The 22,613-nt window shown below is 63.0% G+C and carries 26 protein-coding genes; 18 read left to right on the top strand and 8 right to left on the bottom strand.

Annotation, left to right across the window (positions count from 1 at the left end; translation table 11 throughout):
• Positions 1-594 precede the first annotated feature (594 nt).
• Positions 595-981: a DUF2794 domain-containing protein gene (locus NKK47_RS13820; RefSeq protein ID WP_031212724.1), complete on the top strand. Its 387-nt coding sequence runs from the start codon at positions 595-597 to the stop codon at positions 979-981.
• 4 nt (positions 982-985) lie between these two features.
• Here the strand turns inward: NKK47_RS13820 and NKK47_RS13825 are convergent, their stop codons facing one another.
• From NKK47_RS13825 to NKK47_RS13840, 4 genes are all read right to left on the bottom strand, one after another.
• The gene (locus NKK47_RS13825) at positions 986-1,555 is read right to left on the bottom strand and encodes a GNAT family N-acetyltransferase (RefSeq protein WP_352577256.1); all 570 of its coding nucleotides are present in this window, start codon (positions 1,553-1,555) and stop codon (positions 986-988) included.
• A gap of 110 nt (positions 1,556-1,665) precedes the next feature.
• Complete coding sequence (locus tag NKK47_RS13830; RefSeq protein WP_254817871.1) at positions 1,666-2,445, bottom strand: Bax inhibitor-1/YccA family protein; 780 nt, start codon at positions 2,443-2,445, stop codon at positions 1,666-1,668.
• Positions 2,446-2,663: 218 nt separating this feature from the next.
• Positions 2,664-5,213, bottom strand: a complete 2,550-nt coding sequence (locus tag NKK47_RS13835) for an ABC transporter permease (protein WP_352577258.1) — start codon at positions 5,211-5,213, stop codon at positions 2,664-2,666.
• Entirely contained in the window at positions 5,213-5,923 is a 711-nt protein-coding gene (locus NKK47_RS13840; RefSeq protein WP_031212726.1) for an ABC transporter ATP-binding protein, read from the bottom strand. The genes NKK47_RS13835 and NKK47_RS13840 overlap by 1 nt, the downstream gene beginning before the upstream one ends.
• Before the next feature lie 107 nt (positions 5,924-6,030).
• Between NKK47_RS13840 and NKK47_RS13845 the strand changes: the two genes are divergently transcribed.
• The 4 genes from NKK47_RS13845 (at position 6,031) to NKK47_RS13860 (ending at position 8,167) form a co-directional block, all read left to right on the top strand.
• Positions 6,031-6,675 (top strand): arylesterase, encoded by a 645-nt coding sequence (locus NKK47_RS13845; protein ID WP_352577260.1) that lies wholly within the window; start codon positions 6,031-6,033, stop codon positions 6,673-6,675.
• Positions 6,676-6,812: 137 nt separating this feature from the next.
• Entirely contained in the window at positions 6,813-7,409 is a 597-nt protein-coding gene (gene thpR / locus NKK47_RS13850) for an RNA 2',3'-cyclic phosphodiesterase (RefSeq protein ID WP_352456356.1), read from the top strand.
• 6 nt (positions 7,410-7,415) lie between these two features.
• A complete protein-coding gene (locus tag NKK47_RS13855; protein WP_023679826.1) occupies positions 7,416-7,712 on the top strand; it encodes a 4a-hydroxytetrahydrobiopterin dehydratase in 297 nt (98 codons plus the stop codon).
• Between the two features lie 92 nt (positions 7,713-7,804).
• The gene (locus tag NKK47_RS13860; RefSeq protein WP_031212728.1) at positions 7,805-8,167 is read left to right on the top strand and encodes a YkvA family protein; all 363 of its coding nucleotides are present in this window, start codon (positions 7,805-7,807) and stop codon (positions 8,165-8,167) included.
• Between the two features lie 45 nt (positions 8,168-8,212).
• Here NKK47_RS13860 and NKK47_RS13865 read toward each other — a convergent pair whose 3' ends face one another.
• Positions 8,213-8,821 (bottom strand): methyltransferase family protein, encoded by a 609-nt coding sequence (locus NKK47_RS13865; protein WP_352577262.1) that lies wholly within the window; start codon positions 8,819-8,821, stop codon positions 8,213-8,215.
• Positions 8,822-9,180: 359 nt separating this feature from the next.
• Here NKK47_RS13865 and NKK47_RS13870 point away from each other — a divergent pair, with 359 nt between their 5' ends.
• The 4 genes from NKK47_RS13870 (at position 9,181) to NKK47_RS13885 (ending at position 12,130) form a co-directional block, all read left to right on the top strand.
• On the top strand, positions 9,181-9,687 hold the full coding sequence (locus NKK47_RS13870; protein WP_352577264.1) for an invasion associated locus B family protein: 507 nt from the start codon (positions 9,181-9,183) through the stop codon (positions 9,685-9,687).
• 312 nt (positions 9,688-9,999) lie between these two features.
• On the top strand, positions 10,000-11,232 hold the full coding sequence (rlmN, locus tag NKK47_RS13875; protein ID WP_352577266.1) for a dual-specificity RNA methyltransferase RlmN: 1,233 nt from the start codon (positions 10,000-10,002) through the stop codon (positions 11,230-11,232).
• Positions 11,229-11,654, top strand: coding sequence for a hypothetical protein (locus tag NKK47_RS13880; protein ID WP_352577268.1), 426 nt, complete (start codon positions 11,229-11,231; stop codon positions 11,652-11,654). The genes rlmN and NKK47_RS13880 overlap by 4 nt, the downstream gene beginning before the upstream one ends.
• Positions 11,651-12,130, top strand: coding sequence for a hypothetical protein (locus tag NKK47_RS13885; protein WP_352577270.1), 480 nt, complete (start codon positions 11,651-11,653; stop codon positions 12,128-12,130). Before NKK47_RS13880 ends, NKK47_RS13885 begins: the two co-directional genes overlap by 4 nt.
• On the opposite strand, the gene NKK47_RS13890 is transcribed toward NKK47_RS13885, so the two are convergent.
• Entirely contained in the window at positions 12,102-12,743 is a 642-nt protein-coding gene (locus NKK47_RS13890) for a LysE family translocator (RefSeq protein ID WP_352479689.1), read from the bottom strand. The two genes, NKK47_RS13885 and NKK47_RS13890, sit on opposite strands and share 29 nt — an antisense overlap.
• Positions 12,744-12,911: 168 nt before the next feature.
• Between NKK47_RS13890 and NKK47_RS13895 the strand changes: the two genes are divergently transcribed.
• A complete protein-coding gene (locus NKK47_RS13895; RefSeq protein WP_352577272.1) occupies positions 12,912-14,135 on the top strand; it encodes an argininosuccinate synthase in 1,224 nt (407 codons plus the stop codon).
• A gap of 154 nt (positions 14,136-14,289) precedes the next feature.
• Positions 14,290-14,610 carry a hypothetical protein gene (locus NKK47_RS13900; RefSeq protein ID WP_352577274.1) on the top strand — a complete coding sequence of 107 codons (321 nt, stop codon included), beginning with the start codon at positions 14,290-14,292 and terminating at the stop codon, positions 14,608-14,610.
• Between the two features lie 665 nt (positions 14,611-15,275).
• Here the strand turns inward: NKK47_RS13900 and NKK47_RS13905 are convergent.
• Positions 15,276-16,076, bottom strand: coding sequence for a lytic murein transglycosylase (locus tag NKK47_RS13905; RefSeq protein WP_352470839.1), 801 nt, complete (start codon positions 16,074-16,076; stop codon positions 15,276-15,278).
• A gap of 232 nt (positions 16,077-16,308) precedes the next feature.
• Between NKK47_RS13905 and NKK47_RS13910 the strand changes: the two genes are divergently transcribed.
• The 7 genes from NKK47_RS13910 to rpsP all read left to right on the top strand — a co-directional run bounded on the left by NKK47_RS13910 (position 16,309) and on the right by rpsP (position 22,172).
• The gene (locus NKK47_RS13910; protein ID WP_352577276.1) at positions 16,309-16,494 is read left to right on the top strand and encodes a hypothetical protein; all 186 of its coding nucleotides are present in this window, start codon (positions 16,309-16,311) and stop codon (positions 16,492-16,494) included.
• Between the two features lie 90 nt (positions 16,495-16,584).
• Positions 16,585-17,679 carry a zinc-binding metallopeptidase family protein gene (locus NKK47_RS13915; RefSeq protein WP_352577278.1) on the top strand — a complete coding sequence of 365 codons (1,095 nt, stop codon included), beginning with the start codon at positions 16,585-16,587 and terminating at the stop codon, positions 17,677-17,679.
• Between the two features lie 63 nt (positions 17,680-17,742).
• The gene (locus NKK47_RS13920) at positions 17,743-18,345 is read left to right on the top strand and encodes a DUF1236 domain-containing protein (protein WP_352577280.1); all 603 of its coding nucleotides are present in this window, start codon (positions 17,743-17,745) and stop codon (positions 18,343-18,345) included.
• 151 nt (positions 18,346-18,496) lie between these two features.
• Complete coding sequence (locus tag NKK47_RS13925) at positions 18,497-19,465, top strand: CPBP family intramembrane glutamic endopeptidase (protein ID WP_352577282.1); 969 nt, start codon at positions 18,497-18,499, stop codon at positions 19,463-19,465.
• A 309-nt stretch (positions 19,466-19,774) separates the two neighbouring features.
• Positions 19,775-21,391 carry a signal recognition particle protein gene (gene ffh / locus NKK47_RS13930; protein ID WP_352577284.1) on the top strand — a complete coding sequence of 539 codons (1,617 nt, stop codon included), beginning with the start codon at positions 19,775-19,777 and terminating at the stop codon, positions 21,389-21,391.
• A 7-nt stretch (positions 21,392-21,398) separates the two neighbouring features.
• Complete coding sequence (locus tag NKK47_RS13935; protein ID WP_023680732.1) at positions 21,399-21,725, top strand: chorismate mutase; 327 nt, start codon at positions 21,399-21,401, stop codon at positions 21,723-21,725.
• 51 nt (positions 21,726-21,776) lie between these two features.
• Positions 21,777-22,172: a 30S ribosomal protein S16 gene (gene rpsP, locus NKK47_RS13940; RefSeq protein ID WP_023680733.1), complete on the top strand. Its 396-nt coding sequence runs from the start codon at positions 21,777-21,779 to the stop codon at positions 22,170-22,172.
• 72 nt (positions 22,173-22,244) lie between these two features.
• Here the strand turns inward: rpsP and NKK47_RS13945 are convergent, their stop codons facing one another.
• On the bottom strand, positions 22,245-22,508 hold the full coding sequence (locus NKK47_RS13945) for a YMGG-like glycine zipper-containing protein (RefSeq protein ID WP_023680734.1): 264 nt from the start codon (positions 22,506-22,508) through the stop codon (positions 22,245-22,247).
• Positions 22,509-22,613 lie beyond the last annotated feature (105 nt).

Raw genomic sequence — 22,613 nt, forward strand, 5'->3', positions numbered from 1 at the left:
GTGCCATCGTCGAAACCTCCCGAATCAACAATGGCAGCTACAGAATCACACATGATTCCAACCCCGCAAGCCAAACCTGCTACCCAACCAAAACTCCCTTGACACCTCTCCGAAGCAGATGTGTGCGCACGCTAGCCCACAAGGGGAGAAGGGAGAACCGCGCTCAACCTTCTGATGGCAGCCAATCCGGACGGATCGCACCGCCACGGCTCCGGCCAATAAAAAACCGGCGTCAGCTTGCTTCTGACGCCGGTCATTTAGGTTTTGGGATCGTCGCACCCGATCTTTCCAAGGAAAAACCGAGGTTGGTTCGATCCGACGCAGACCCGTGGGCGGGGGGCTTGGGGTTTACGAGCCGGTGCCGGACCGAACCGTCTCAGGCAACACCGGTAAATTCGTCGGACATTGGGGCATGAGCACGGATAAAAAAAGGCAGGATTGTGGCGAAGCATCACCAATTCCAACAGGCGTTTCGCAAACGTGACTGGACGCTGGAGAAACCGCGCGGTGCTGGCCTTGCCCGGCCGGGCCTTGCAATTCGGCAACGAAAGCGCCAACTTTGGTCGGCGTACGATTCATTGCGAGGATCCAGGCATGACTGATCGCAGCAGCGGGACGGAGGATGGGGACGCATCCGCAATATTGATCCCGCTGCATGAGGCAAGACGCGAACGCCTCGACCAGCCGGTGCGGTTCGACCGGCGCGAACTGGACCAGATCCTCAGGCTCTACGGCCGTATGGTTGCCGCCAACGAGTGGCGCGACTATGCCATCGACCATCTCGCCGACCGCGCCGTTTTTTCCGTCTTCCGCCGCACCAGCGAAGTGCCGCTTTTCCAGATCGTCAAGGATCCGAAGCTGGCGCGACGGCAAGGCGCGTTCGCCGTCATCGCCGCCGGCGGGCGCATCCTCAAGCGCGGCCAGGAACTCGGCCGGGTGCTTGGCGTGTTCGACCGAACACTGAAGCTGGTCGAGGCGTAACCCTTTATTTTTGCTGGCGGAACTTCCGCTCGGGCAGCGATTGCGGATCAGGCGGGATGGACGCCCCGCCATTGATCGGCAGCTGCATGAACACCGTGTCCAGCCAGCGTCCGTGCTTGTAGCCTGAGCCTTCCAGGCGGCCGGAATGACGAAAGCCGAGCTTCTCGTGCAGCCGTACCGAGGCGCTGTCGGGCCGGCCGTCGCCGATCACCGCGATGATCTGGCGAAAACCCGCCGCCTTGGCCGCCTCGATCAGCCCTTGCATCAGGAGCAGCCCGACGCCTTGCCCTTTGGCCTCGGGCGCGACATAGACGGAATCCTCAACGACGAAGCGGTACGCCGGGCGCGGCCGGAACGCCCCGGCATAGGCATAGCCGAGCACGGCGCCGGCCTTTTCCGCAACGAGATAGGGAAAGCCGCCCGCCATCAGGCTGTCGAAGCGCGCGCCCATCTCGGTACGGCTTGGCGGTTCGAGTTCATAGCTCGCCGTGCCATTCGTCACCGCGTCGGCATAGATTTCCGTGATCCGGTCGAGATCGGCCGACGTCGCGGCCCGCAAGGTGATGCTGCTCATAATTTAGGCACGTCGTTCATCTGCCCTATATCACAGCAAAAGCCGGCACAAAAGAAAAGAGCGGCCATTGGGCCGCCCTTTCCAAACTCGCTGGTCCAGGAAAACCGTATTTAGCGACGGTCGCCCATGAACTGCAGCAGGAACATAAACAGGTTGATGAAGTCGAGATAGAGCCTCAATGCGCCCATAATCGCCTTGCGGCCGGCGACATCAGTCTCGTCGCCCTCGAAGTACATCTCCTTGATGTTCTGCGTGTCGTAGGCGGTGAGGCCCGCGAAGATCAGCACGCCGATCGCCGAAACGGCGAAGGAAAGCGCCGACGACTGCAGGAAGATGTTGATCACCATCGCGATGATCAGGCCGACCAGGCCCATGACCAGGAACGACCCGAACGCCGAGAGATCGCGCTTGGTCGTGTAGCCGTAGAGCGACAGCCCGCCAAAGGCGGCGGCGGTGGCGAAGAAGGTCTGCGAGATACTGGCGGTGGTGTAGACCAGGAAGATCGACGACAGCGACAGGCCGACGAGGCCGGCGTAGACCCAGAACGTCGTCTGCGCGGCCGAAACGCTCATCGACTGGACTCGGAACGACAGGAACATCACCGCTGCCAGAGGGGCAAAGATCACCAGCCATTTCAGCGGCGAACCAAAGATCGCGTAGCCGAACGAGGTCAGCATCTCGCCGCTTGGCAACGTCGCGACGGCCGAGGCGGGATCGCTGGTGGTGGCCAGCATGATTGTGCCGACCGCGGCAAGGCCGGTGATGAGGAGGCCAAGCCCCATCAGATTGTAGACCTTAATCATGTAGGCCCGCAGGCCCTGGTCGATGGCAGCATCGACGCCGGCGCCGGGCACGGCGCGCGTCTGATAATTGCGAACGGGATCAGCCATGGAAATCCTCATATTGCTTCTGCCCCGTCCGGTGTCAGGTCCTTTGAACCCAGGCGCCGCTGGCGGGGCTCCAGCATGCCTGCGCCGAAATATGATGGTTCTTGGCGTAAAGGACAAGACCGTAACCAAGCGTAATGCTCCGTGAAGTGCCGGAGATACGGTTTTATTGGCCTTCCCGCCCGGAACATTACCGAGATTTAATCAAAAACGGCTCTGGCTCAAAGATTCCGCAGCACCGGCGCCGCCTTGTGGCCCAACACCCGCCACGTGCCGGCAAGGCCGATGCCGACCGTGACCACCAGCGAAAAGCCGATGGTCGCCACCGCCACCTCGAGCATGAAGTGCGATGGCAGCGTCATGATGCGCGCGACGACGAACCATGCCGCCACACCGCCCGCCGCCAGCGCGAAGATCGCGGTAGCAAGGCCGATCAGCATGTATTCCAGCGAAAACGCGGCGATCAGCGTTTTCCTGGTCGCACCCAGGGTCTTCAGCACCACCGCGTCGTGAATGCGAGCCCGGTTGCCGGCGGCGAGCGCCCCGGCCAGCACCAGCACCGAGGCGATCAACGCCACGCCCGCTGCTGCCCTGATTGCTGTGCCGAGCTGCGCCACCAGCCGGTTGACGATTTCGAGCGCGTCCTTGACCCTGACCGTCGTCACCGCGGGAAAGGCACGCGTGACGGCGTTGAGAAGATGCGCATCGTCGGCTGCCGACGCATTCGTCTCGGTCAGCGTCGCCAACCAGCCATGCGGCGCACCGGCGAATGTGTTGGGCGAGAACACCATGACGAAATTGATGCCCATGGTTTCCCATTCGACCTGGCGGAAATTGGCGATCTTGGCCGTGATGTTGCGGCCGAGCACGTTGACGGTGATGGTATCGCCGAGCTTCAGCCCGATCTCTTTGCCTTCCTCGGCGGAAAACGAGACCAGCGGCTCGCCGGCATAGTTCTCCGGCCACCAGCTGCCCTCGGTCAGCGTCGCATTCTCCGGCAGCTTTGCGTCATAGGTCAGGCCGCGATCGCCGCGCAGTACCCAGGCGCCTTCGGCCGGAACCTTGACCTTGTCGACATCGACGCCGTTGAGCGCCATCACCCGGCCGCGCAGCATCGGCACCTTGATCAGCTTGCCTTGCGGTGCCTCTTTGCCGACCAGCGCGGAGAAGGCATCGACGTCACCGCTCTGGATATCGACGTAGAAGAAGTTCGGTGCCCTTTCCGGCAGGCTGCCCGAGATCTGCCGCCTGAGATTGCCGTCGATCAGCGCCAGCGTCACCAGCAGCGTCAGCCCGAGTCCCAACGACAGCACCACGGACGGCGTCAAGGCGCCAGGCCGATGGATGTTGCCGATGGCGAGCCTGAGCGCGGTCGAGCGCACGCGCGGGCTTTTCTTCGCCGCCCACTGCACCAGCGAGCCGACCACACGCAGCACCAGGAACGACAACACCGTGGCGCCGACGAAGATCGAGGCAATACGGCGGTCGCCGGAAAACAGGATCGCCAGTACCGCGAGCAGCAGCGCGATGCCCAATGCCGCGGCGATATAGAGCGGGCGGGGAAAACCGCGGCCCTCGAAACCCATTTCGCGAAACAGCGCCGTTGCCGGCACGTCGCGGGCGCGGCCGAGCGGCAGCAAGGCGAAAGCCAGCGTCACGAGCAGCCCGAACAGCGCTGCCATGCCGAGGGCGCCGGGATAGAACCCACCTTCCGCCGGCACTGGAATGACCGATTGGAGTGCCGCGCTGGCCGCGAACGGCATCAGCGCGCCAAGCACAAGGCCTAGCGTGATGCCGAGGGCGGCGATCATCAGGATCTGCACCAGATAGACGGCAAAGACGAACCCGCCCGAAGCCCCCAGGCTCTTGAAGGTGGCGATGACGCCGCGCTTGCCGTCGAGATAGGCACGCACGGCATTGGCCACGCCGACGCCGCCGACCACCAGCGCCGTCAACCCAACCAGCGTCAGGAATTGCGAAAACCGCTCGATATTCGAGGACAGCGCCGGCGCTGCGTTGCTGCGGGTGCGGATCGACCAGCCGGCCTGCGGGAACTGGTTTGCCGCCTGCTCCTGGATCGCCTTGATCTGTGCCTCAGTGGTGCCGCCGGGCAGGCGGACCTTATAGGCGTTCTCGACCAGGCTGCCCGGCTGGATCAGGCCGGAAGCGGCAAGCCCGTCGGTCGACACCATCAGCCGCGGCGCAAAACCGAAGCCATCCGACACTGCATCCGGCTCGTTGACCAGCCTGGCGCGCAGCTCGAATGTCGCGCTGCCGAGCTTTAGCCGGTCACCGATGCCAAGGTTCAGCCGCTCGAACAAGAGGTCCGGGGCGGCGGCGCCGAAGACGCCGGATTTTTCGCCGAACAGATCCTCTCGCGACAGCACCGGCTCGGTCTCCAGCGCACCATAGAGCGGATAGGCGCCGTCGACCGCCTTGGCCTCGACCAGCGCCTGGTCGGAGCCGTCCTCGAGCCTCGCCATCGAGCGCATATTGGCGCTGTGCGAAACCGTGCCAAGCCGGTCGAGGAAGCTGCGTTCGGCTCTGGTCGGATCGCGCTGGTTGAGCTGGAAGCGGAGATCACCGCCGAGCAGCGTCTGGCCCTGGTCGGCAACACCGGCGGAAATAGCCTGCGCCACCGAATTGACGCCGCCGATCGCAGCGACGCCGAGCGCGATGCAGGCAAGGAAGATCAGGAAGCCGGACAGCCCGCCACGCATTTCGCGCAGCGAAAACCGAAAGGCGAGCCTCAGCGTTTGCGCCAGCGGCATCACGCGGTCACCTTGCCAGCCCTGGTGGCCGGCTTAGGCGCGTCTTCGATCAGCCCCGACCGCATCGACACCTGGCGCGAGCAGCGCGCCGCGAGTAGCGGGTCATGCGTGACCAGCACCAGCGTCATGCCGCGTTCGGCCGCCTTGGCAAACAGCAGGTCGGCGACGTGCCGCCCCGTTGCCTGGTCGAGATTGCCGGTCGGCTCGTCGGCGATCAGGATGCGCGGCGACGGCGCCAGTGCCCGGGCGATGGCCACGCGCTGCTGCTCGCCGCCAGACAATTCGCCGGGGTAATGGGTGACGCGATCGCTGAGACCGACCGCCGCCAGCTCGCGCGCCGCCACGCCGAATGGATCGACATGGCCGGCAAGCTCCAGCGGGACCGCAACGTTTTCCAGCGCCGTCATATTGGGGATGAGATGGAACGACTGGAACACGATGCCGATGTTTCGCCCTCGAAACGATGCGATCTGATCTTCGCTTTTGCCGTTGAGCAGCTCGCCGGCAATTCGGACCGTGCCCGAATCGACCCTTTCAAGTCCGGCCAAAACCATCAGCAATGTCGACTTTCCCGAACCTGAAGGTCCAACGATGCCTGTCGCTTCGCCGCCCGCCACATCGAGGCTGACGCCCTTCAGCACATGGACCGAGGATGCACCTTCGCCGAGCGTCAGCGATACGTCTTTCAGCGAAATGACGGCTTCTTCCAAAATCAAATCGTCCTATATGGGGGATGAAGGCTAGTGCATCCGATGCTCGACAAAGACGAAAACCTGCCTTCGCCAACAGATGTTCCTGGTCATATGGGGCCTGCCGCATGGCTTTCAAACACACCTTTGCCGCAGCCTTCGCCCTTTTCCTCGCCATTTGCGGCGCCATTTCGTCGGCGCGCGCCGAACCGTTCACCATTGTCGGTTTCGGCGACAGCTTGATGGCGGGTTATGGCCTCGGGCCAGGTCAGGGCTTCACCGAGAAGCTGCAGGCGGCGCTGCGCGCCAAGGGCTACGATGTCACGGTCGCCAATGCCGGCGTCTCCGGCGATACGACGAGCGGCGGCCTGTCGCGGCTCGACTGGTCGGTGCCGGACGGCACGCAGCTCGTCATCCTGGAGCTCGGCGCCAACGACATGCTGCGCGGCGTTTCGCCCGCCATAGCGGAAAAGAACCTGGATGCCATGCTGGCAAAACTGAAGCAGCGCAAGATCGCCGTTTTGCTGGCCGGAATGCGCGCGGCGCCCAATCTCGGCGCCGACTACCAGAACGCCTTCGACGCGACCTTTCCGAGACTGGCTGAAAAATATGGCGTGCCGCTCTATCCTTTCTTTCTCAAGGGCATCGCCGGTCAATCCGTCCTGCAACTCGAGGACGGCCTTCATCCAAACGCCCGAGGCGTCGACCGCATCGTCGAGGGTATCCTGCCCAGTGTGGAGAAGACCATTGAAGCGGTCCGGGGCAATTCCTGAAGGCGAGGGCTCGCCGTCGCAACACCTTCCGCAGGGGAAGCTTTTAGGCAGGCCTGCGACCAACAAACCCCTTGCCCCGTTTGAATATCGATGATTCGCTAGGGGCAAGAGTTCGATTCGAGGACAGGAGGCTTCCCATGCCGCGTCTTTTTACCGCCCTCGAGATACCGCGTGATGCCGCTCTTTCGCTGTCCCTGCTCAGGGGCGGCCTGCCCGGAGCCCGCTGGATCGACGTCGAGAACTATCATCTGACGCTGCGCTTCATCGGCGATGTCGAGGGCCATGTCGCCGACGAAATCGCCAATGCGCTTGACCGTGTTCACCGCCCGTCCTTCCCGCTGACGCTGTCCGGCGTCGGCGCCTTCGGCCAGAAGAAGCCGCATGCGGTGTGGGCCGGGGTCGCCGCTTCGCCCGATCTTTCCGCATTGCAGGCCGAGATCGAGCGCATCTGCCAGCGGCTCGGCATCCCGGCCGACCCGCGCAAGTTCATGCCGCATGTGACGCTGGCCCGCCTGCGCAATTCGAGCCCGCTCGATGTCGCCCAGTATCTGTCGGCGCGCGGCAATTTTTCGACGCTGCCGTTCCGGATCGGCCGCTTCGTGCTGATGTCGTCGCGCGATTCGGTCGGCGGCGGGCCTTACGTCGTCGAGGAGGCCTGGCCGCTTTCAGGTGCTGACAACCGCGTCGCCAGCCGTTTGGTCGGCGCCGCCGACGCTTCGCGGATCATGCGGTAGACGGACATGGCCAGGGAGAAACTAGCAAAAGAGGCGATCCGCGCCGAACTTGCCGGCCTCGACGGCTGGTCGCTGGCCAAGGATGGTGGCTCGATCACCCGCAGCTTCACCTTCAAGAATTTCTCCGAAGCCTTTGCCTTCATGACCCGCGTTGCCCTGGCCGCGGAGAAGATGGACCACCATCCCGACTGGTCGAACGTCTACAAGACGGTAAACGTGACCCTCAACACGCACGACGCCGGCGGCCTGACCGCGCTGGATTTCGATCTGGCCAGGAAAATGAACCGCTATTTCGGCGGCTGAGCCTATCTGCACCTTGCAGCGAGGTTCGGCTTTCACCACATTTTGCCTCGCGGTCACGCGTAAAGTCACGCGACGGCCGCAAGGAGAGGTTGATGGCGCAAAAATCCGGTTTTGATTTCTTCGGCCTCGGCAGCAAGCCGGGCAACGAGAGCGAAGTGCGCGAAAAGTTCTGGCGTACGGCGAAGAAGGCCGCCCGGCAGATCCCGTTCATGGAAGAGGTGGTCGCCGCCTATTACTGTGCCATGGACAAGAAGACGCCGCTTCGCGCCAAGGGCACCTTGCTTGCTGCGCTCGGCTATTTCGTGCTGCCGACAGACGTCATCCCCGATTTCATCCTTGGGCTAGGCTTCACCGACGACATCGCCGTGCTGACCGCCGCGATTACCGCCGTCAGCGCCCACATCACGCCGGCGCACCGGCTCGCCGCCAGGCAGGCCATCGCCGACAAGAGCTGAGCCGGTGCGGCGCAAAAAATCGCGTGAGAACCGACTTTCTGGCCGTCAAGCCCACCGCCGCACCCGCGCCTTGTAGGCGCGATAGGCATCTCCGAACTTCCGCTCGAGATAGCGCTCTTCCGGCGCGATGACGCCGGTATTGATCACCCACAGCAGCGGGACCACGAGCGCAATAGCCCAAAGACTTCCGGCCGCGACGCCGAGGCCCAGATAAACGAGGGTCGTTCCCAGATAGAACGGATTCCTGGTCCGCCGATAGATGCCGTCGACGACCAGCGCCGTCGTCGGCAAGGTCGGTGGTATGTTGGTGCCAGCGGCCTGAAAGCGGCCCGCCGCCATAAAGATGAACACGAAGCCGCACACCGCGAGCACAGCGCCAGCCAGATAGCGGGCGAGCGCCTGCCCGGCCATGACCGGGAGCGGCACGAGCACCTCAAGCACGGTTGCCGCCACCAGGAAGCCGAGGAAGATCAAAGGTGGCAGCGCAATGACCGCGGCCACGTCGGGGGCGCCCGATCCGCCCGCCGTCTCCCCGGCATCCGACCGGCGCACCGCGCCACCGGCCGCCCGCCGCATGGCGACACGAACGCCGAACACAATCGCCAGGACGGCTGTGCCGCCCGCGAGGATCAGGACTGTCTCGGAAACGGCCATGGCCAAATCTCCCGTAGCCGCCAGGAAGGGCACCCTGGCCGAGCGCCGTGGCGGCGAACGCAGACATAGTACCGCCTGCAGGGAAATTCGTCACGCACCTCAAAAAGCGAGAATCGCCGCAAGACCTAGCTGCTTGAAAAGTCAAACTCTTGCCGTTTTCGTGGCCTCCAAGTCGCGGCAGGGACATTGCGCCAGCCGCTTTTTCGAGTGGCAGCGCGAAGACGGCGGCGGTTTCCTGGCGTGAACATCCTTTTCTCAGGGGAAATTCACCGTTTGGTAACCCAGATTAAATCAAAATGAAGCGACGGGCAGGACGCCGAGCCGGCCTGCCGCCGCACCAGTGGAATACGGGAAAAGCGATGCGCGGATTGATTGCTATAGTCTCCAGCCTGGCCCTGATGGCCTTGACGGCGCCCGCGCTGGCGCAGTCGGCAACCAAGATCGGCCAGCATAATGCCTGGGGCACCTACAGTTATCAGGCGTCGGGCGGCGGCAAGGTCTGCTATGTCCTGACGGTGCCAACCGACAAGCAGCCGCCGACGCTCGATCACGGCGACATGTTCTTCTTCGTCAGCCAGCGGCCGGGGCAGCAAGTGTCCTACGAGCCGCAATTCATCGCCGGCTATACCTTCCAGGAAGGTTCCAAGGCCACCGTCACCATCGACAAGAAGTCGTTTTCGATGTTCACGCGCGGCAAGTCGGCCTGGGTCGAGAACGCCGCCGAGGAGCCGGTGCTGATCGCCGCGATGAAGACCGGCACCGACATGAAGGTGTCGGCCAAGTCCGGCCGCGGCAACACTACCACCTACGTCTTCTCGCTGAAGGGCATCTCGGCGGCGCTGGCCTCGATCGCCAAGTGCAAGTAAAGTCCTCGTCCGTGACGTTCACCACCTAACACAGCGACGTAAAGAACCGGCGTTCGTGCGGTCTCCTTCTCCCCTTGTGGGAGAAAGTGGATTGGCGCGCAACGCCAAGACGGTTGAGGGGTGCTGGACGGAGTGCAGGTGATGCCAAGCTGGAACACCCCTCATCCGACCGAGCTTCGCTCGGCCACCTTCTCCCACAAGGGGATAAGGAAGAACCCCGGCATGACTCCGCCGCTAACCTGTGCTATGCGCCGCGCTTCATTTCGGGCACGATGCTGTAATCGGCCGCAAATCGCTTATATTGGCGCAACAATGACCCTTTCATTCGATCTTACCGCCGAAGGCGCGCGTGACGCGTTGCGCACCCGCACGACGCCTGAAAAACCGTCGCTGATCGGCTTGACGCGAGCCGAACTTGGGGCCGCCCTCGTCGCTGCCGGCATCGTGCCGGAGCGCCAGGCGAAAATGCGCGCCCAACAGCTCTGGCATTGGATCTATGTGCGCGGCGTTTCCGACTTTGCCGGCATGTTCAACATCTCCAAGGATCTGCGCGCCGCCCTCGACAGGCATTTCACCGTCGCCAGGCCCGAGATCGTCGAGGAGCAGATTTCCTCCGACGGAACCCGCAAATGGCTGTTCCGCTTTCCGCCGCGCGGCGCCGGCCGGCCGGTCGAGATCGAGACGGTCTACATTCCCGAAGAAGGCCGCGGCACGCTCTGCATCTCTTCGCAGGTCGGCTGCACGCTGACCTGCTCCTTCTGCCACACCGGCACGCAGAAGCTGGTGCGCAACCTGACGGCGGAGGAAATCCTCGCCCAGCTTTTGACCGCCCGGGACCGGCTCGGCGATTTCCCCGACCGCGATACGCCCGACGGCGCCATCGTGCCGGCCGAGGGCCGGAAAGTGTCCAACGTCGTCATGATGGGCATGGGCGAGCCGCTCTACAATTTCGAGGCGGTGAAGAAGGCGCTGCTGATTGCATCCGACGGCGACGGGCTGTCCCTGTCGAAGAGGCGCATCACGCTGTCGACCTCGGGCGTCGTGCCCGAGATCTTCCGCACCGGCGAAGAGATCGGCGTCATGCTGGCGATCTCGCTGCACGCCACCAATGACGATCTGCGCGACCTTTTGGTGCCGATCAACAAGAAGTATCCGCTGAACGAACTGATCGCTGCCTGCCGCGCCTATCCAGGCCTGTCGAACGCCAAGCGGATCACCTTCGAATATGTCATGCTGAAGGACGTCAACGATTCCATCGACGACGCCAAGGCGCTGATCAAGCTGCTCAAGGGCATTCCGGCCAAGATCAATCTGATCCCGTTCAACCCGTGGCCGGGCACCAACTACCAGTGCTCGGACTGGGAAACGATCGAGAAATTCGCCGATTACATCAACAATGCCGGCTATGCCTCGCCGATCCGCACGCCGCGCGGCCGCGATATCCTCGCCGCCTGCGGCCAGCTCAAGTCGGACTCCGAGCGCATGCGCAAGGTCGACCGGCTGGCGCTGGAAGCGATGATGATCGCGGGGCATGGCGAGGCGTGAAATACCTCAGGCGATTGGCAGTGACTTTGCTCTGCTACGCCCTGGCTGCCTTCGCCATGTCTCTGGTCTTTTTCCTGCTCGATGCACTGATGTGGTGGCGTGTTCCCGCTTTCCTGTCCACTCGAGATAGTTGGTCGCTGTTGCTGCTTGGAGCGATGATCGCAGGCATCTTTGGCGCACCGCTGGCAATCCCGATGGTCATTGCTTCCCAAGTTCTCGAGGCGAGACGCTGGATTCTTTTTGTCGTCGGGGGAGCTTTCGTTGGGACGTGCGTATTTGCGGTCTGGAAACTGCATCCGTCGGCACAGAGGCCACCGGACGTTGACGTGTTGGTGGCCCTAATCATTGCGGGAAGCTTGGCAGGAGCCGTCTATCGCCTGGTCGAGAGCCGGTTCCTGCAAATGCCCGGACAATTCGCGTGAACCGTCTCGTCGCCTATCTGATCCGCTTCGCCGTCATCCTTGTCGGCTACGGCGTTGCTTCGCTGGCGGCAAGCGCCTTCCTTAACATCATGTTCCTGGCGTCTCTTGGGCTGATAACGGACGAGACGCAACCGGCGGCGCAGGCGTCGCTGTGGTTTTCAATCCCCTTCGTCGCGCTGTTCGTCGCCTATTTCGCCTTCATGCCGGCCGCCATCGCCATCCTCGTCTCCGAGATCCTTGGCCGGCGTGACTGGCTGTTCTATGCGCTGGCGGGTGCTGTGGTCTCGGCGGTCTTCCTTGGCTTCGTCCACCAGACGGCCGATGCCAATTTCGAGGTTACCAATACCAGCGTCATGCTGGCGGTGATCGGCTGCGGTATGGTCGGCGGTATTTTCTACTGGCTGAGCGCCGGGCGCTCGGCCGGAAGCTGGCGTCAGATCGGACGCCCTATTTCGCCTGGGCCGTCAGGATCTTGAGCGCGAAGGCCGAAAAAACTCCGGCAAACAGATAGTCAACGACGCGCGTGACGCGCGGGCTGGATTTCATCGCGGCCGAGAATTTTTCCGCCGCCAGCACCATCGGCGCCGTCACCGGGATCGCCAGCACGACGAACATCGCGCCGAGGAAGAACAGCTTTCCCGGCGCGTTGGGATCATGCGCGGAGACGAATTGCGGCAGGAAGGTCATGAAGAACAGGATGATCTTCGGGTTGAGCAGATTGACCCCGAGCCCCGCCGCCCAGCTGCGGAACAGCGAGATCTGCGGCCCGCTCTTCTTCTCCGGTGAAAACGCCGACCCTTTTGTGATCGCCTGCCATGCCAGGAAGACCAGATAGCCGGCGCCGAAAATCTTCAGCACGAAGAACGCCATCGGCGAGGCGACGATCAGCGCCGAGACGCCGACCACCACCAGCGTGGTGTGAATCAGCGTGCCGCACAAGGCGCCGGCCATCGAGGCAAAGCCGGTGGCACGGCCCTGGCTCAGCGTGCGCGACACGAACAGCGTCATGTCAGGCCCGGGCGTGATCGCCAGGATGAAGGTGGCGATGGAGAACTGGATAAGCGTCGTACTGTCGGGGATGAAGGACATGGCTCGTCTCGTAGCGGCAAAAGACGGCGCAGCCATACCGCAAGAGCCGTGTCCTCGCCAGCCTCTTGGAGATGAAGCATCTGGTCCAGGCATCGTTCGTCCCTTGCGCTGGCCTAAAACGCCGTGATACCTCGCCCGCGAAGAACCCCTGTCGCGGAACTGCCCACCATGTCGAAAGCAAAAGCCGTCAAGAAAGTCGTGCTCGCCTATTCCGGCGGCCTTGATACCTCGATCATCCTGAAATGGCTGCAGACCGAGCTCGGCGCCGAGGTCGTGACCTTCACCGCCGATCTCGGCCAGGGTGGCGAACTGGAGCCGGCCAGGCGCAAGGCCGAGATGATGGGCATCAAGGACATCCGCATCGTCGATGTCCGCGAGGAGTTCGTATCCGATTTCGTCTTCCCGATGTTCCGCGCCAACGCCGTCTATGAAGGCACCTATCTGCTCGGCACCTCGATCGCCCGGCCGCTGATCTCGAAACATCTCGTCGAGATCGCAAAAGAGACCGGCGCCGATGCCATCGCCCATGGCGCCACCGGCAAGGGTAACGATCAGGTGCGTTTCGAGCTCTCAGCCTATGCGCTCAACCCCGACATCAAGGTCATCGCGCCCTGGCGCGACTGGTCGTTCAAGTCGCGCACCGATCTCATCAATTTCGCCGAGCAGCACCAGATCCCGGTGCCGAAGGACAAGAAGGGCGACGCGCCGTTTTCCGTCGACGCCAACCTTTTGCACTCCTCCTCCGAGGGCAAGGTGCTGGAGGATCCGTGGAGCGAGCCGCCGGAATTCGTCCACCAGCGCACCATCTCGCCGATGGATGCGCCGGATGAGGTCACCGAGATCGAGATCGAATTCCTCAAGGGCGACCCGGTTGCGCTCAACCGCAAGAAACTGTCGCCGGCAACGATGCTGGCGGCGCTGAACGATCTCGGCCGCGACAACGGCATCGGCCGGCTCGACCTGGTCGAGAACCGTTTCGTCGGCATGAAATCGCGCGGCGTCTACGAGACCCCCGGCGGCACCATTCTGATATCGGCCCACCGGGCGATCGAATCGATCACGCTCGACCGCGGAGCCGCCCACCTCAAGGACGAGTTCATGCCGCGCTACGCCGAGCTCATCTACAACGGCTTCTGGTTTGCGCCCGAGCGGCTGATGCTGCAGGCGATGATCGACAAGAGCCAGGAAGACGTCGAAGGCACCGTGCGGCTGAAGCTCTACAAGGGCAACGTGATTGTCACCGGCCGCAAGTCGAGGAAGACGCTCTATTCCGACGCGCTGGTCACCTTCGAGGACGACCGCGGCGCCTACGATCCGAAGGATGCCGAAGGCTTCATCCGCCTCAATGCGCTGAGGCTGCGGACGCTTGCCGCGCGCAATCGCAAGGGTTGATAGGCCCAATGCTTAGATGAGTTAGGAACCCGGTGAAGACGCCGGGTTTTATTTGGCGTCTCTAATATAATAGAAGCCGCGCTCTCAGATCGTTTCCTGTTTGACCTTTCCGTGGTTTAATCTTACTTCTCTTGCGGGTCGGAGGGCTTTGACAGTGAAAAACAGAATTTTTCTTCTGCTTGCGGCGGTGGCCGTCTTTACCGCGGGTCAATCCACCCAAGTCCCGGCGGGGCAAACATCCAAGTTCCATACCTGCAAAAGTTTTGACGGCCCCTTCCAGATTCCCGCTTCCCAGAAATGCCCGTTGAGCGGCTACGCGCAGGGTCCCAGAGTCCCGACGGTCATCGGGGACAAGCCAAAAGCGGCTACCCCGGCGCCGCGGAATTCCAAATTCCGTACCTGCAAAAGTTTTGACGGCCCCTTCCAGATTCCCATTTCCCAGAAATGCCCGTTGAGCGGCTACGTGCATTATTGAGCGTGATGTGCCCAGGCGCTTGGCCACGCTTGGAGCTGGTTTCCTGCCCGCGTTGGCTGTCCTGGCGAACTTGGCCGTCGCCAAAGCCAACGATGACCTCCCTCCCTCGACCTTCCCGCGCTGGTCGAGTGCAGGGCTGACGTTCCGACCTATAGTGGTTTTGCCCTTTGGCTGAGCGACCGCCCCGATGCGCCCGCAAAGCTCGACGTTTCTTCCGGCAATCCTTTCCTCAAGCAATATGAATTGCCGGCCCCGCTTCGCGTGTTCGGGCGCGAAACGGCGTCCGTCGTCCTTACTGCGACCGGGCCGATGGCGGTGTTGACGATGTTTCCGCGCCCGATCTCGCTCGAGCGCTCGGCGTCGCAGCGCAAATCTCAACGCCGGAAAAATTCCTCGGCGAGAAGATCATTCTCGAGAGCAGCGAGGAAGCGGACGGCATAACATTTTCCACCCGCATCGCCGTCAATGTCTCAACCGTCGATTCACATCCCGGCAAGGTGCTCGCCGGCTGTTCCTACGCGCTCGACGTGAAATAGAAAGCCCGGCGCATGGCCGGCTTTCGGTCGAATAGGGCAATTCCAGAAAAAGTGTGAAACGGTTTTTGCGTCAAAGAGATGGAACGGTTCGCCGTTTCCCTGAAACGGTAAACCGCTCTAGGATTTCTATCAGTCGGCATCGATCGCTGTGGCCATGCGGGCGATGGCCTGTTGATAGACGCTCGCGGAATTCCAGCCAGCGATTGCGCCCATATTCGCCTGCGCGCTCGCGCCGGCCCGCCAACCATGACTCTTGAGGAAGTTGGCGGTGGAAGCCAACGCAGTGCTCTTGTCGCGCAGATTTTTGTTTCCGACACCATACGTCAAAACATTTCCGGGCAGGAACTGCGTGTGGCCGATCTCGCCATGCGCGGCACCGACCGACGAGGCGCTCAACGCTCCGCGATCAACCAGCTTCAGGGCTGCAATGGCATGCGGATAGAAGAACTCCGGACGGCGACAGTCATAGGCCAGCGTTAAAATGGCGGAGACCGTATTCTGGTTGCCCATGGCGGAACCGAAGCCGGTCTCCATACCCCAGATGGCGAGCAACACGCCCGGCGACACGCCGTAATTCCGTTCGATCTTGTCGAACAGCGCAGCATTGGCCTTCTTCAGCGCACGGCCCCTGGCAATGATCGCGGACGCGCCACGGCGCTTCATGAAAGCTTCCACCGAGCCGCTGAAAGCCTTATGGATGGCGCGGTCGACGGAGATCGTCTTTGTCGCGTAGGTTGCGCGAGCCAGAGCGGCCAGACCCTTCGAGCCGACACCGTCGGCCTTCGCCTCCGCGGCGAACTCCGGTTTCCATGCCTCGAAGCCGGCGCCGCTCTTGCCACAGCTGGCCGCCGCCTGCGCGCCCGTCGCCAGCGCAAGCACCGCCACCACCGTGGCCACTACAAACATCTTCCCCTTGGCAAGAAATGCCATGCTGCTCTCCTGGTTGCCTGAATCACGTTCCCAATTGCGAACTTGCCTGCGAAACACCTGCTTGTCACTGCCCCGGCGCCACGCCGATGCACTCAATACAGCAGGAACCTCAAATCCACCACACTGGCGGACGCCCGGGAATTTGCCTACGATCAAGTAATTATTGTGGCGGGGACAGAATAAGCATGGAAGACGTTGATGTCGTGATCATCGGCGGGGCGCTGAGCGGTTTGTGTGCTATGCGGCGGCGCGGCCCGGCCGCCCGCAAGCGCGCGCCACGCTGATGCAGCCCGTGGCGGAAAAGATCTTCTTCGCCGGCGAGCATTTGGCCGGTCCGCTGATGCAGACCTGCGGCGGCGCCAGATTGTCGGGCGAGGCAGTGGCCAAGGAGGTCGTCGCCCAGCTTGCGGCAAAATAGCATCGGCCGGCAGGAACGTGGGCAGCTGACAGGCGTTTGGCGTTCTCCTGCTCGTATCGTCCTCCGCATTTCGAATGATTTGAGACGCCAATGAAGCTTTTCGACTGCCCGCATTGCGGCCACCGTCTCTATTTCGAGAACGCGCAATGCCTGAACTGCGCCAGCCTCGTGCTCTACGATCCCGAGCATGCGCGCTTCGCGCTGTCCGGCGCCGACGTCTTCCATTGCACCAATGCCGACGAATGCGCCTGCAACTGGATGGCGGAGCCCGGCCACGCCTTCTGCCGCGCCTGTGCGCTGAACCAGCTGATCCCGGATCTGTCGGTCGACGGCAACCGCCGCCGCTGGATCCGTGTCGAGGCGGCAAAGAAGCGTGCCGTCTATTCGCTGCTCGCCTTCGGCCTGCCGGTCGCACCCAAGCAGGAAGTTGGCGACGAGATCGGTCTCGCTTTCGATTTTCTTGCCGATCCGATCGGCGGCGGTCCGGGCGGCGAACGTATCCTGACCGGTCATGACAACGGCCGGATCACGCTCAACGTCGCCGAGGCGGATTCGGCAGAGCGCGAACGGCGGCGCGTCGAGATGGGCGAGAACTACCGCACGCTGCTCGGCCATTTCCGCCATGAGCTCGGCCATTATTACTGGGACCGCCTGATCCGCGACGATTCGCAAAAGCTTGCCGGTTTTCGCGCTTTGTTCGGCGACGAGCGCGCCGGCTACGAACAGGCGCTGAAGACCTATTATGCCGATGGCGCGCCGCCCGACTGGCAGCAGCGCCATATCTCGGCCTATGCGACGTCGCACCCATGGGAGGACTGGGCCGAGACATGGGCGCATCACATGCACATCACCGACACGCTGGAGATGGTGCATGCCCTGAATTTCCCGCTCGGCCGGCTGGAAACCGTTGAAGCCAACGAGCTGCCGCGCGCCGATACCGGCGGCAAGCTGCAGCCGGCACCATCGGAACCCGCCTCCAGGCCAGAGCCTTTCGAAAGGATTCTCGACCGCTGGCTGGTGCTGTCGGAGGCGTCCAACTCGATCAACCGCTGCATGGGCCTGCCCGATCTCTATCCCTTCGTCATCTCGAACGTGGCGGCGCAAAAACTTGCTTTTGTTCACGAGCTTTTGACCGACCTGCCGAAAACGACTGGAACAAATCGTGAGCCGGCCGAAGCCTTTTAGCCGGAACGCATGCGGCTTTGCTTCGTTTTCCGTGCCAAGGGACTGTGAAACGGAGAGAAGACCATGAAACGCATATTGTTTCCGGCGGTGGCCGGAGCGCTCATAGCGATGTCGGGCTCTGCATTGGCCGACACCGCCGTCTCGGCCATCACTGATCTCAATGTACGCGCCGGCCCCGGCCCGCAATATCCGGTGATCGGCGTGCTCGCGGCCGGCCAGTCGGCGACGCTCGACGGCTGCATCGCCAACAGCAAATGGTGCACTATCGCCGAGGCTAACGGCCAGGGCTGGGTCTATTCCGACTATGTGACGGCCGATTTCGGCGGCAGCCGTGTGGTCCTGACACAGCGTCCGGCCAGCGCCGACATTGCCGTCGTGACGCCGCCCGCCGATAGCGCCGAATATTCCGACAGCTATACCGGAGCAATCGTCGCCGGCGAGGCGATCGAGCCTATCCGGAGACCGCCGGCCGAGATCCGTACCTATGTCCGTACGCATCGGCTCGATCCGGTCTATCTCGAGGGCGAGGTGGTCACGGGCGCGACGTTGCCCGACACCGTCGAGCTACGCGAGATTCCGGACTATGACTACCGCTACGTCTACGTGAACGGTCAGCCGGCGCTGATCGATCCGGACACAAGGCGCATCATGTACGTCGTGCGCTGACGTTACCAACAGGGCGGTCGCCCTGCAGTAGCGGCGGCCGCTCACAAACCCCGATATTGCCACAAGCCGGTATTGCCGCTGCAATACCGGTTTCCACATTGGGGCCGATGTTCTAGACCTTGCGAGCCGAAGCACCAGCCAGCGAGCCCGCGTGACGATCGACCCAACCGCCTTCCAACAGTACCGGCACACCGCCAACAACAAGACCACTTTGCCGCGGCTTCTGCTTGGAGCGGTGGTCGTCATCCTGTTCTGGCTCGGAACCACTGCCGCCGTGCTGTTCGGCGGCACCTATGCCTTTGCCGTTTGGCAGGCATCGTCTGGCACCGCCCCGCCAGGTGGAGGAGCGGTGCAGGATTTCATGGCCTCTCCTGCGGGCATCCTCGCGGCGCTGGCTTCATTTGCCGGAATCTGGCTCGGCCTTTGGGCTGCCATGCGCTGGATCCATCGCGAGAAGCTGACAGCCCTGATTGGCGTCAGCCGGCGCATTTCTTGGTCGGGGTTCCTGAAAGGACTGACCGCGGTGCTGATCACCTCGCTGCTTTCCGAGATCCTGCTTTATGGTTTGCAGCCCGACATCGCCCGCGGCGCGATCGGCCTGTCCGCGTGGCTTTCGTTCCTGATCCCGATCGCCGCCCTGACCTTTCTGCAGACATCGTCGGAGGAGATGCTGTTTCGCGGTTATCTGCTCAGGGGCCTGGCGAGCCGGTTCCAGAACCCTTTCATCTGGGCGCTGCTGCCGGGATTGCTGTTCACCTCCCTGCACTGGAGCCCAGGTTCGAGCGCTGCCATCAATGCCTGCGTGCTGGCCTCGATCGCCGCCTTTGCGCTGCTGCTGACGCTTCTGGTCTATGCAACCGGCAATCTCGGTGCCGGCTTTGGTGCCCATCTCGGCAACAATCTGACCGGCTTCCTGCTGATTTCGCACCAGCAAAGCTATAATTCCTTCGCCCTGTTCAACGCCAAGCCGCTCGAAGCCGCCGGCTGGACGACTTCAGACGCCGTCCTCATCGCTTCGATCGGCATCGTCAGCAGCCTGTTGACCGTTCTGCTGCTTTTACATCCGCGCTCACCGCTGAAGGTCGAGCCGGATATGGCGCGCGCCGGCAGCGTGCGCTGATGTGCATTGCCTGGTCGTCCTGAGCTATTTGACGCAAAGCTTGACCAAAGCTTGACTCTGCGGCCGATTTCCTGTCTACACGCCGCGAATTCCGCGACGAGTATTCCTCCGAGCAAACCGACCGGGACGCCGAAACCTCTTTGAGGTGAAGTGCTGTAAATCGATCCCGGAGGCCAACACCCGGCAGCGCTGTGCGCCCCCGGGTGCTTTTTGGCTTTGGGCTTTGCCCGGACCGGCTTTTGCTTGGACAGTTGGCGCGAACGCATTACCTCTCGGGCATCATCCGGGTGCCAGGGAAAAGGAAAAAGAATGTTTGAATCGCTACAGGAACGTCTTGGTTCGATCCTGAACGGCCTCACCGGCCGCGGCGCCTTGTCGGAGGCTGATGTCTCGGCGGCGCTGCGCGAGGTGCGCCGTGCGTTGCTTGAGTCCGACGTGGCGCTGGAAGTGGTGCGTTCCTTCACCGACAAGGTGCGCGAGAAGGCCGTCGGCGCCGCCGTGGTCAAGTCGATCAAGCCCGGCCAGATGGTCGTCAAGATCGTCCATGACGAGCTGGTCGACATGCTCGGCGCCGAGGGCGTCGCCATCGACCTCAATGCACCGGCTCCGGTCGTCATCATGATGGTCGGCTTGCAGGGTTCCGGCAAGACGACGACCTCGGCCAAGATCGCCAGGCGCCTCGCCGACCGTCAAAACAAGAAAGTCTTGATGGCCTCGCTCGACACGCGGCGTCCCGCCGCGCAAGAGCAGCTCCGCCAGCTCGGCGAGCAGGTCAAGGTCGCCACATTGCCGATCGTCGCCGGCCAGACGCCGGTCGATATCGCCCGCCGCGCCGTGCAGGCGGCCAAGCTCGGCGGCCATGACGTCGTCATCCTCGATACCGCCGGCCGCACCCATATCGACGAGCCGTTGATGGTCGAGATGGCCGACATCAAGAAGATGTCGTCGCCGCACGAGATCCTGCTGGTCGCCGATTCGCTGACCGGCCAGGACGCCGTCAATCTGGCAAAAAGCTTCGACGAGCGCGTCGGCATCACCGGCCTCGTGCTGACCCGCATGGACGGCGACGGCCGCGGTGGTGCGGCGCTCTCGATGCGCGCCGTCACCGGTAAGCCGATCAAGCTGATCGGCACCGGCGAAAAAATGGACGCGCTGGAGGAATTCCACCCCAAGCGCATCGCCGACCGCATCCTCGGCATGGGCGACATCGTCAGCCTCGTCGAAAAGGCGGCCGAGAACATCGACGCCGAACAGGCCGCGGCGATGGCCAGGAAGATGCAGTCGGGCAAGTTCGACCTGAACGACCTCGCCGGCCAGCTTCAGCAAATGTCGAAAATGGGTGGCATGGGTGGCATCATGGGCATGATGCCCGGCATGGGCAAGATGAAGGACCAGATGGCCGCCGCCGGGCTCGACGACAAGATGTTCGGTCGCCAGCTCGCCATCATCTCGTCGATGACCAAGGCCGAGCGCGCCAACCCCGATATTCTGAAGCACTCGCGCAAGAAGCGCATCGCCGCCGGCTCGGGTACCGACGCGGCCGAAATCAACAAACTGTTGAAGATGCATCGCGGCATGGCCGACATGATGAAGGCGATGGGGGGCAAGGGCAAAGGCGGCGGCCTGATGCGCGGCATGATGGGCGGCCTCGCTTCCAAGATGGGTCTCGGCGGCATGATGCCTGGCGGCGCAGGCGGCATGATGGGCGGCGGCATGCCGGACCTCTCCAAGATGGACCCCAAGCAGCTCGAAGCCTTGCAGAAGCAGGCCCAGGCGGCCGGGCTCGGCGGCATGAAGGGCCTGCCCGGTGGTCTTCCCGGTGGCGGTGGCCTGCCTGGGCTGCCCGGCGGCATGAAACTTCCCGGCCTGCCGGGCGGTGGCGGGCTGCCAATGCTTGGCAAGAATGGCCTCGGCAAGAAGAAGTGAGGGCGCCATGAACGAAGAAAAGGACATGGCCGACGCGCGCGCGGCGCTGGTCAATTATCGCGCCTCGATCGACAACATCGACGCGGCGCTGATCCACATGCTGGCCGAGCGCTTCCGCTGCACCAAGGCGGTCGGCGTTCTGAAGGCGGAGCATGGCCTGCCGCCTGCCGATCCGGCACGCGAGCAGGAGCAGATCGCCCGTCTTCGCCAATTGGCGAAGGACGCCCATCTCGACCCGGATTTCGCGGAGAAATTCCTGAACTTCGTCGTCCGCGAAGTGATCCGCCATCACGAGCAGATCGCCGCATCCAACGGCGTAGCGAAAACCGGCTGAGGACCAGCCACCAACCGATCAACCAAATCAGAGCTTTTTAGGAGAAAAGAAATGCCACTGAAAATCCGACTGGCCCGTGCGGGCTCGAAGAAGCGTCCCTATTACCACGTCGTCGTCGCCGACGCCCGTTCGCCGCGCGACGGCCGTTTCATCGAGTCGCTCGGCTCGTGGAACCCGCTGCTGCCCAAGGACGGCGAACGCGTCAAGGTCGACGCCGAGCGTGTCAAGCATTGGCTGTCGCACGGCGCCCAGCCGACCGACCGCGTGCTGCGCTTCCTCGACGAGGCCGGCCTCGCCAAGCGCGAAGCGCGCGCCAACCCGAAAAAGGCCGAGCCCGGCAAGAAGGCGCAGGAGCGCGCAGCGCTGCTGAAGAAGGCGCAGGAAGATGCGGCAGCCGCTGTTGCCGCCGCTGCAGCAGCGCCGGCCGAGGGCGCGACCGCCGAATAAATCATCTCCACAACCACGAAACGGCGGGCCCTGCCCGCCGTTTTGCTATTGCATCCATATGATGCGGCCCGATCAATAGCCTTCCGGGCAACTCGCAACGTAGACACGACCGTTACGATCGCGATAACGGCATTGGCCGCTTTCGCTGGCACGGCCGATCAGTGCACCGGCCAAAGCGCCGGCCGCACCGCCGATCACCGCGCCCTTGGTCGGGTTGCCGGCCACAGCAGCGCCGACCGCCGCACCGCCCAGGCCACCAACTGCCGCGCCTTGCTCAGTACGGGAGCAGGCACCGAGCGGGACCAGCAAGGCCATCAAGATCATCACCTTTTTCATTGTCGTTCCTCTCCAACAGGGTGCCGTCCTCGCCGCTGCACCCCCTAACTCGCAACCAGGCGATTTGATCCAAAGAAGAAGATCGGCTGCCGCCCGGCGGCGCTC

It is taken from the genome of Mesorhizobium sp. M0019, assembly GCF_040323975.1.
Lineage (GTDB): Bacteria > Pseudomonadota > Alphaproteobacteria > Rhizobiales > Rhizobiaceae > Mesorhizobium.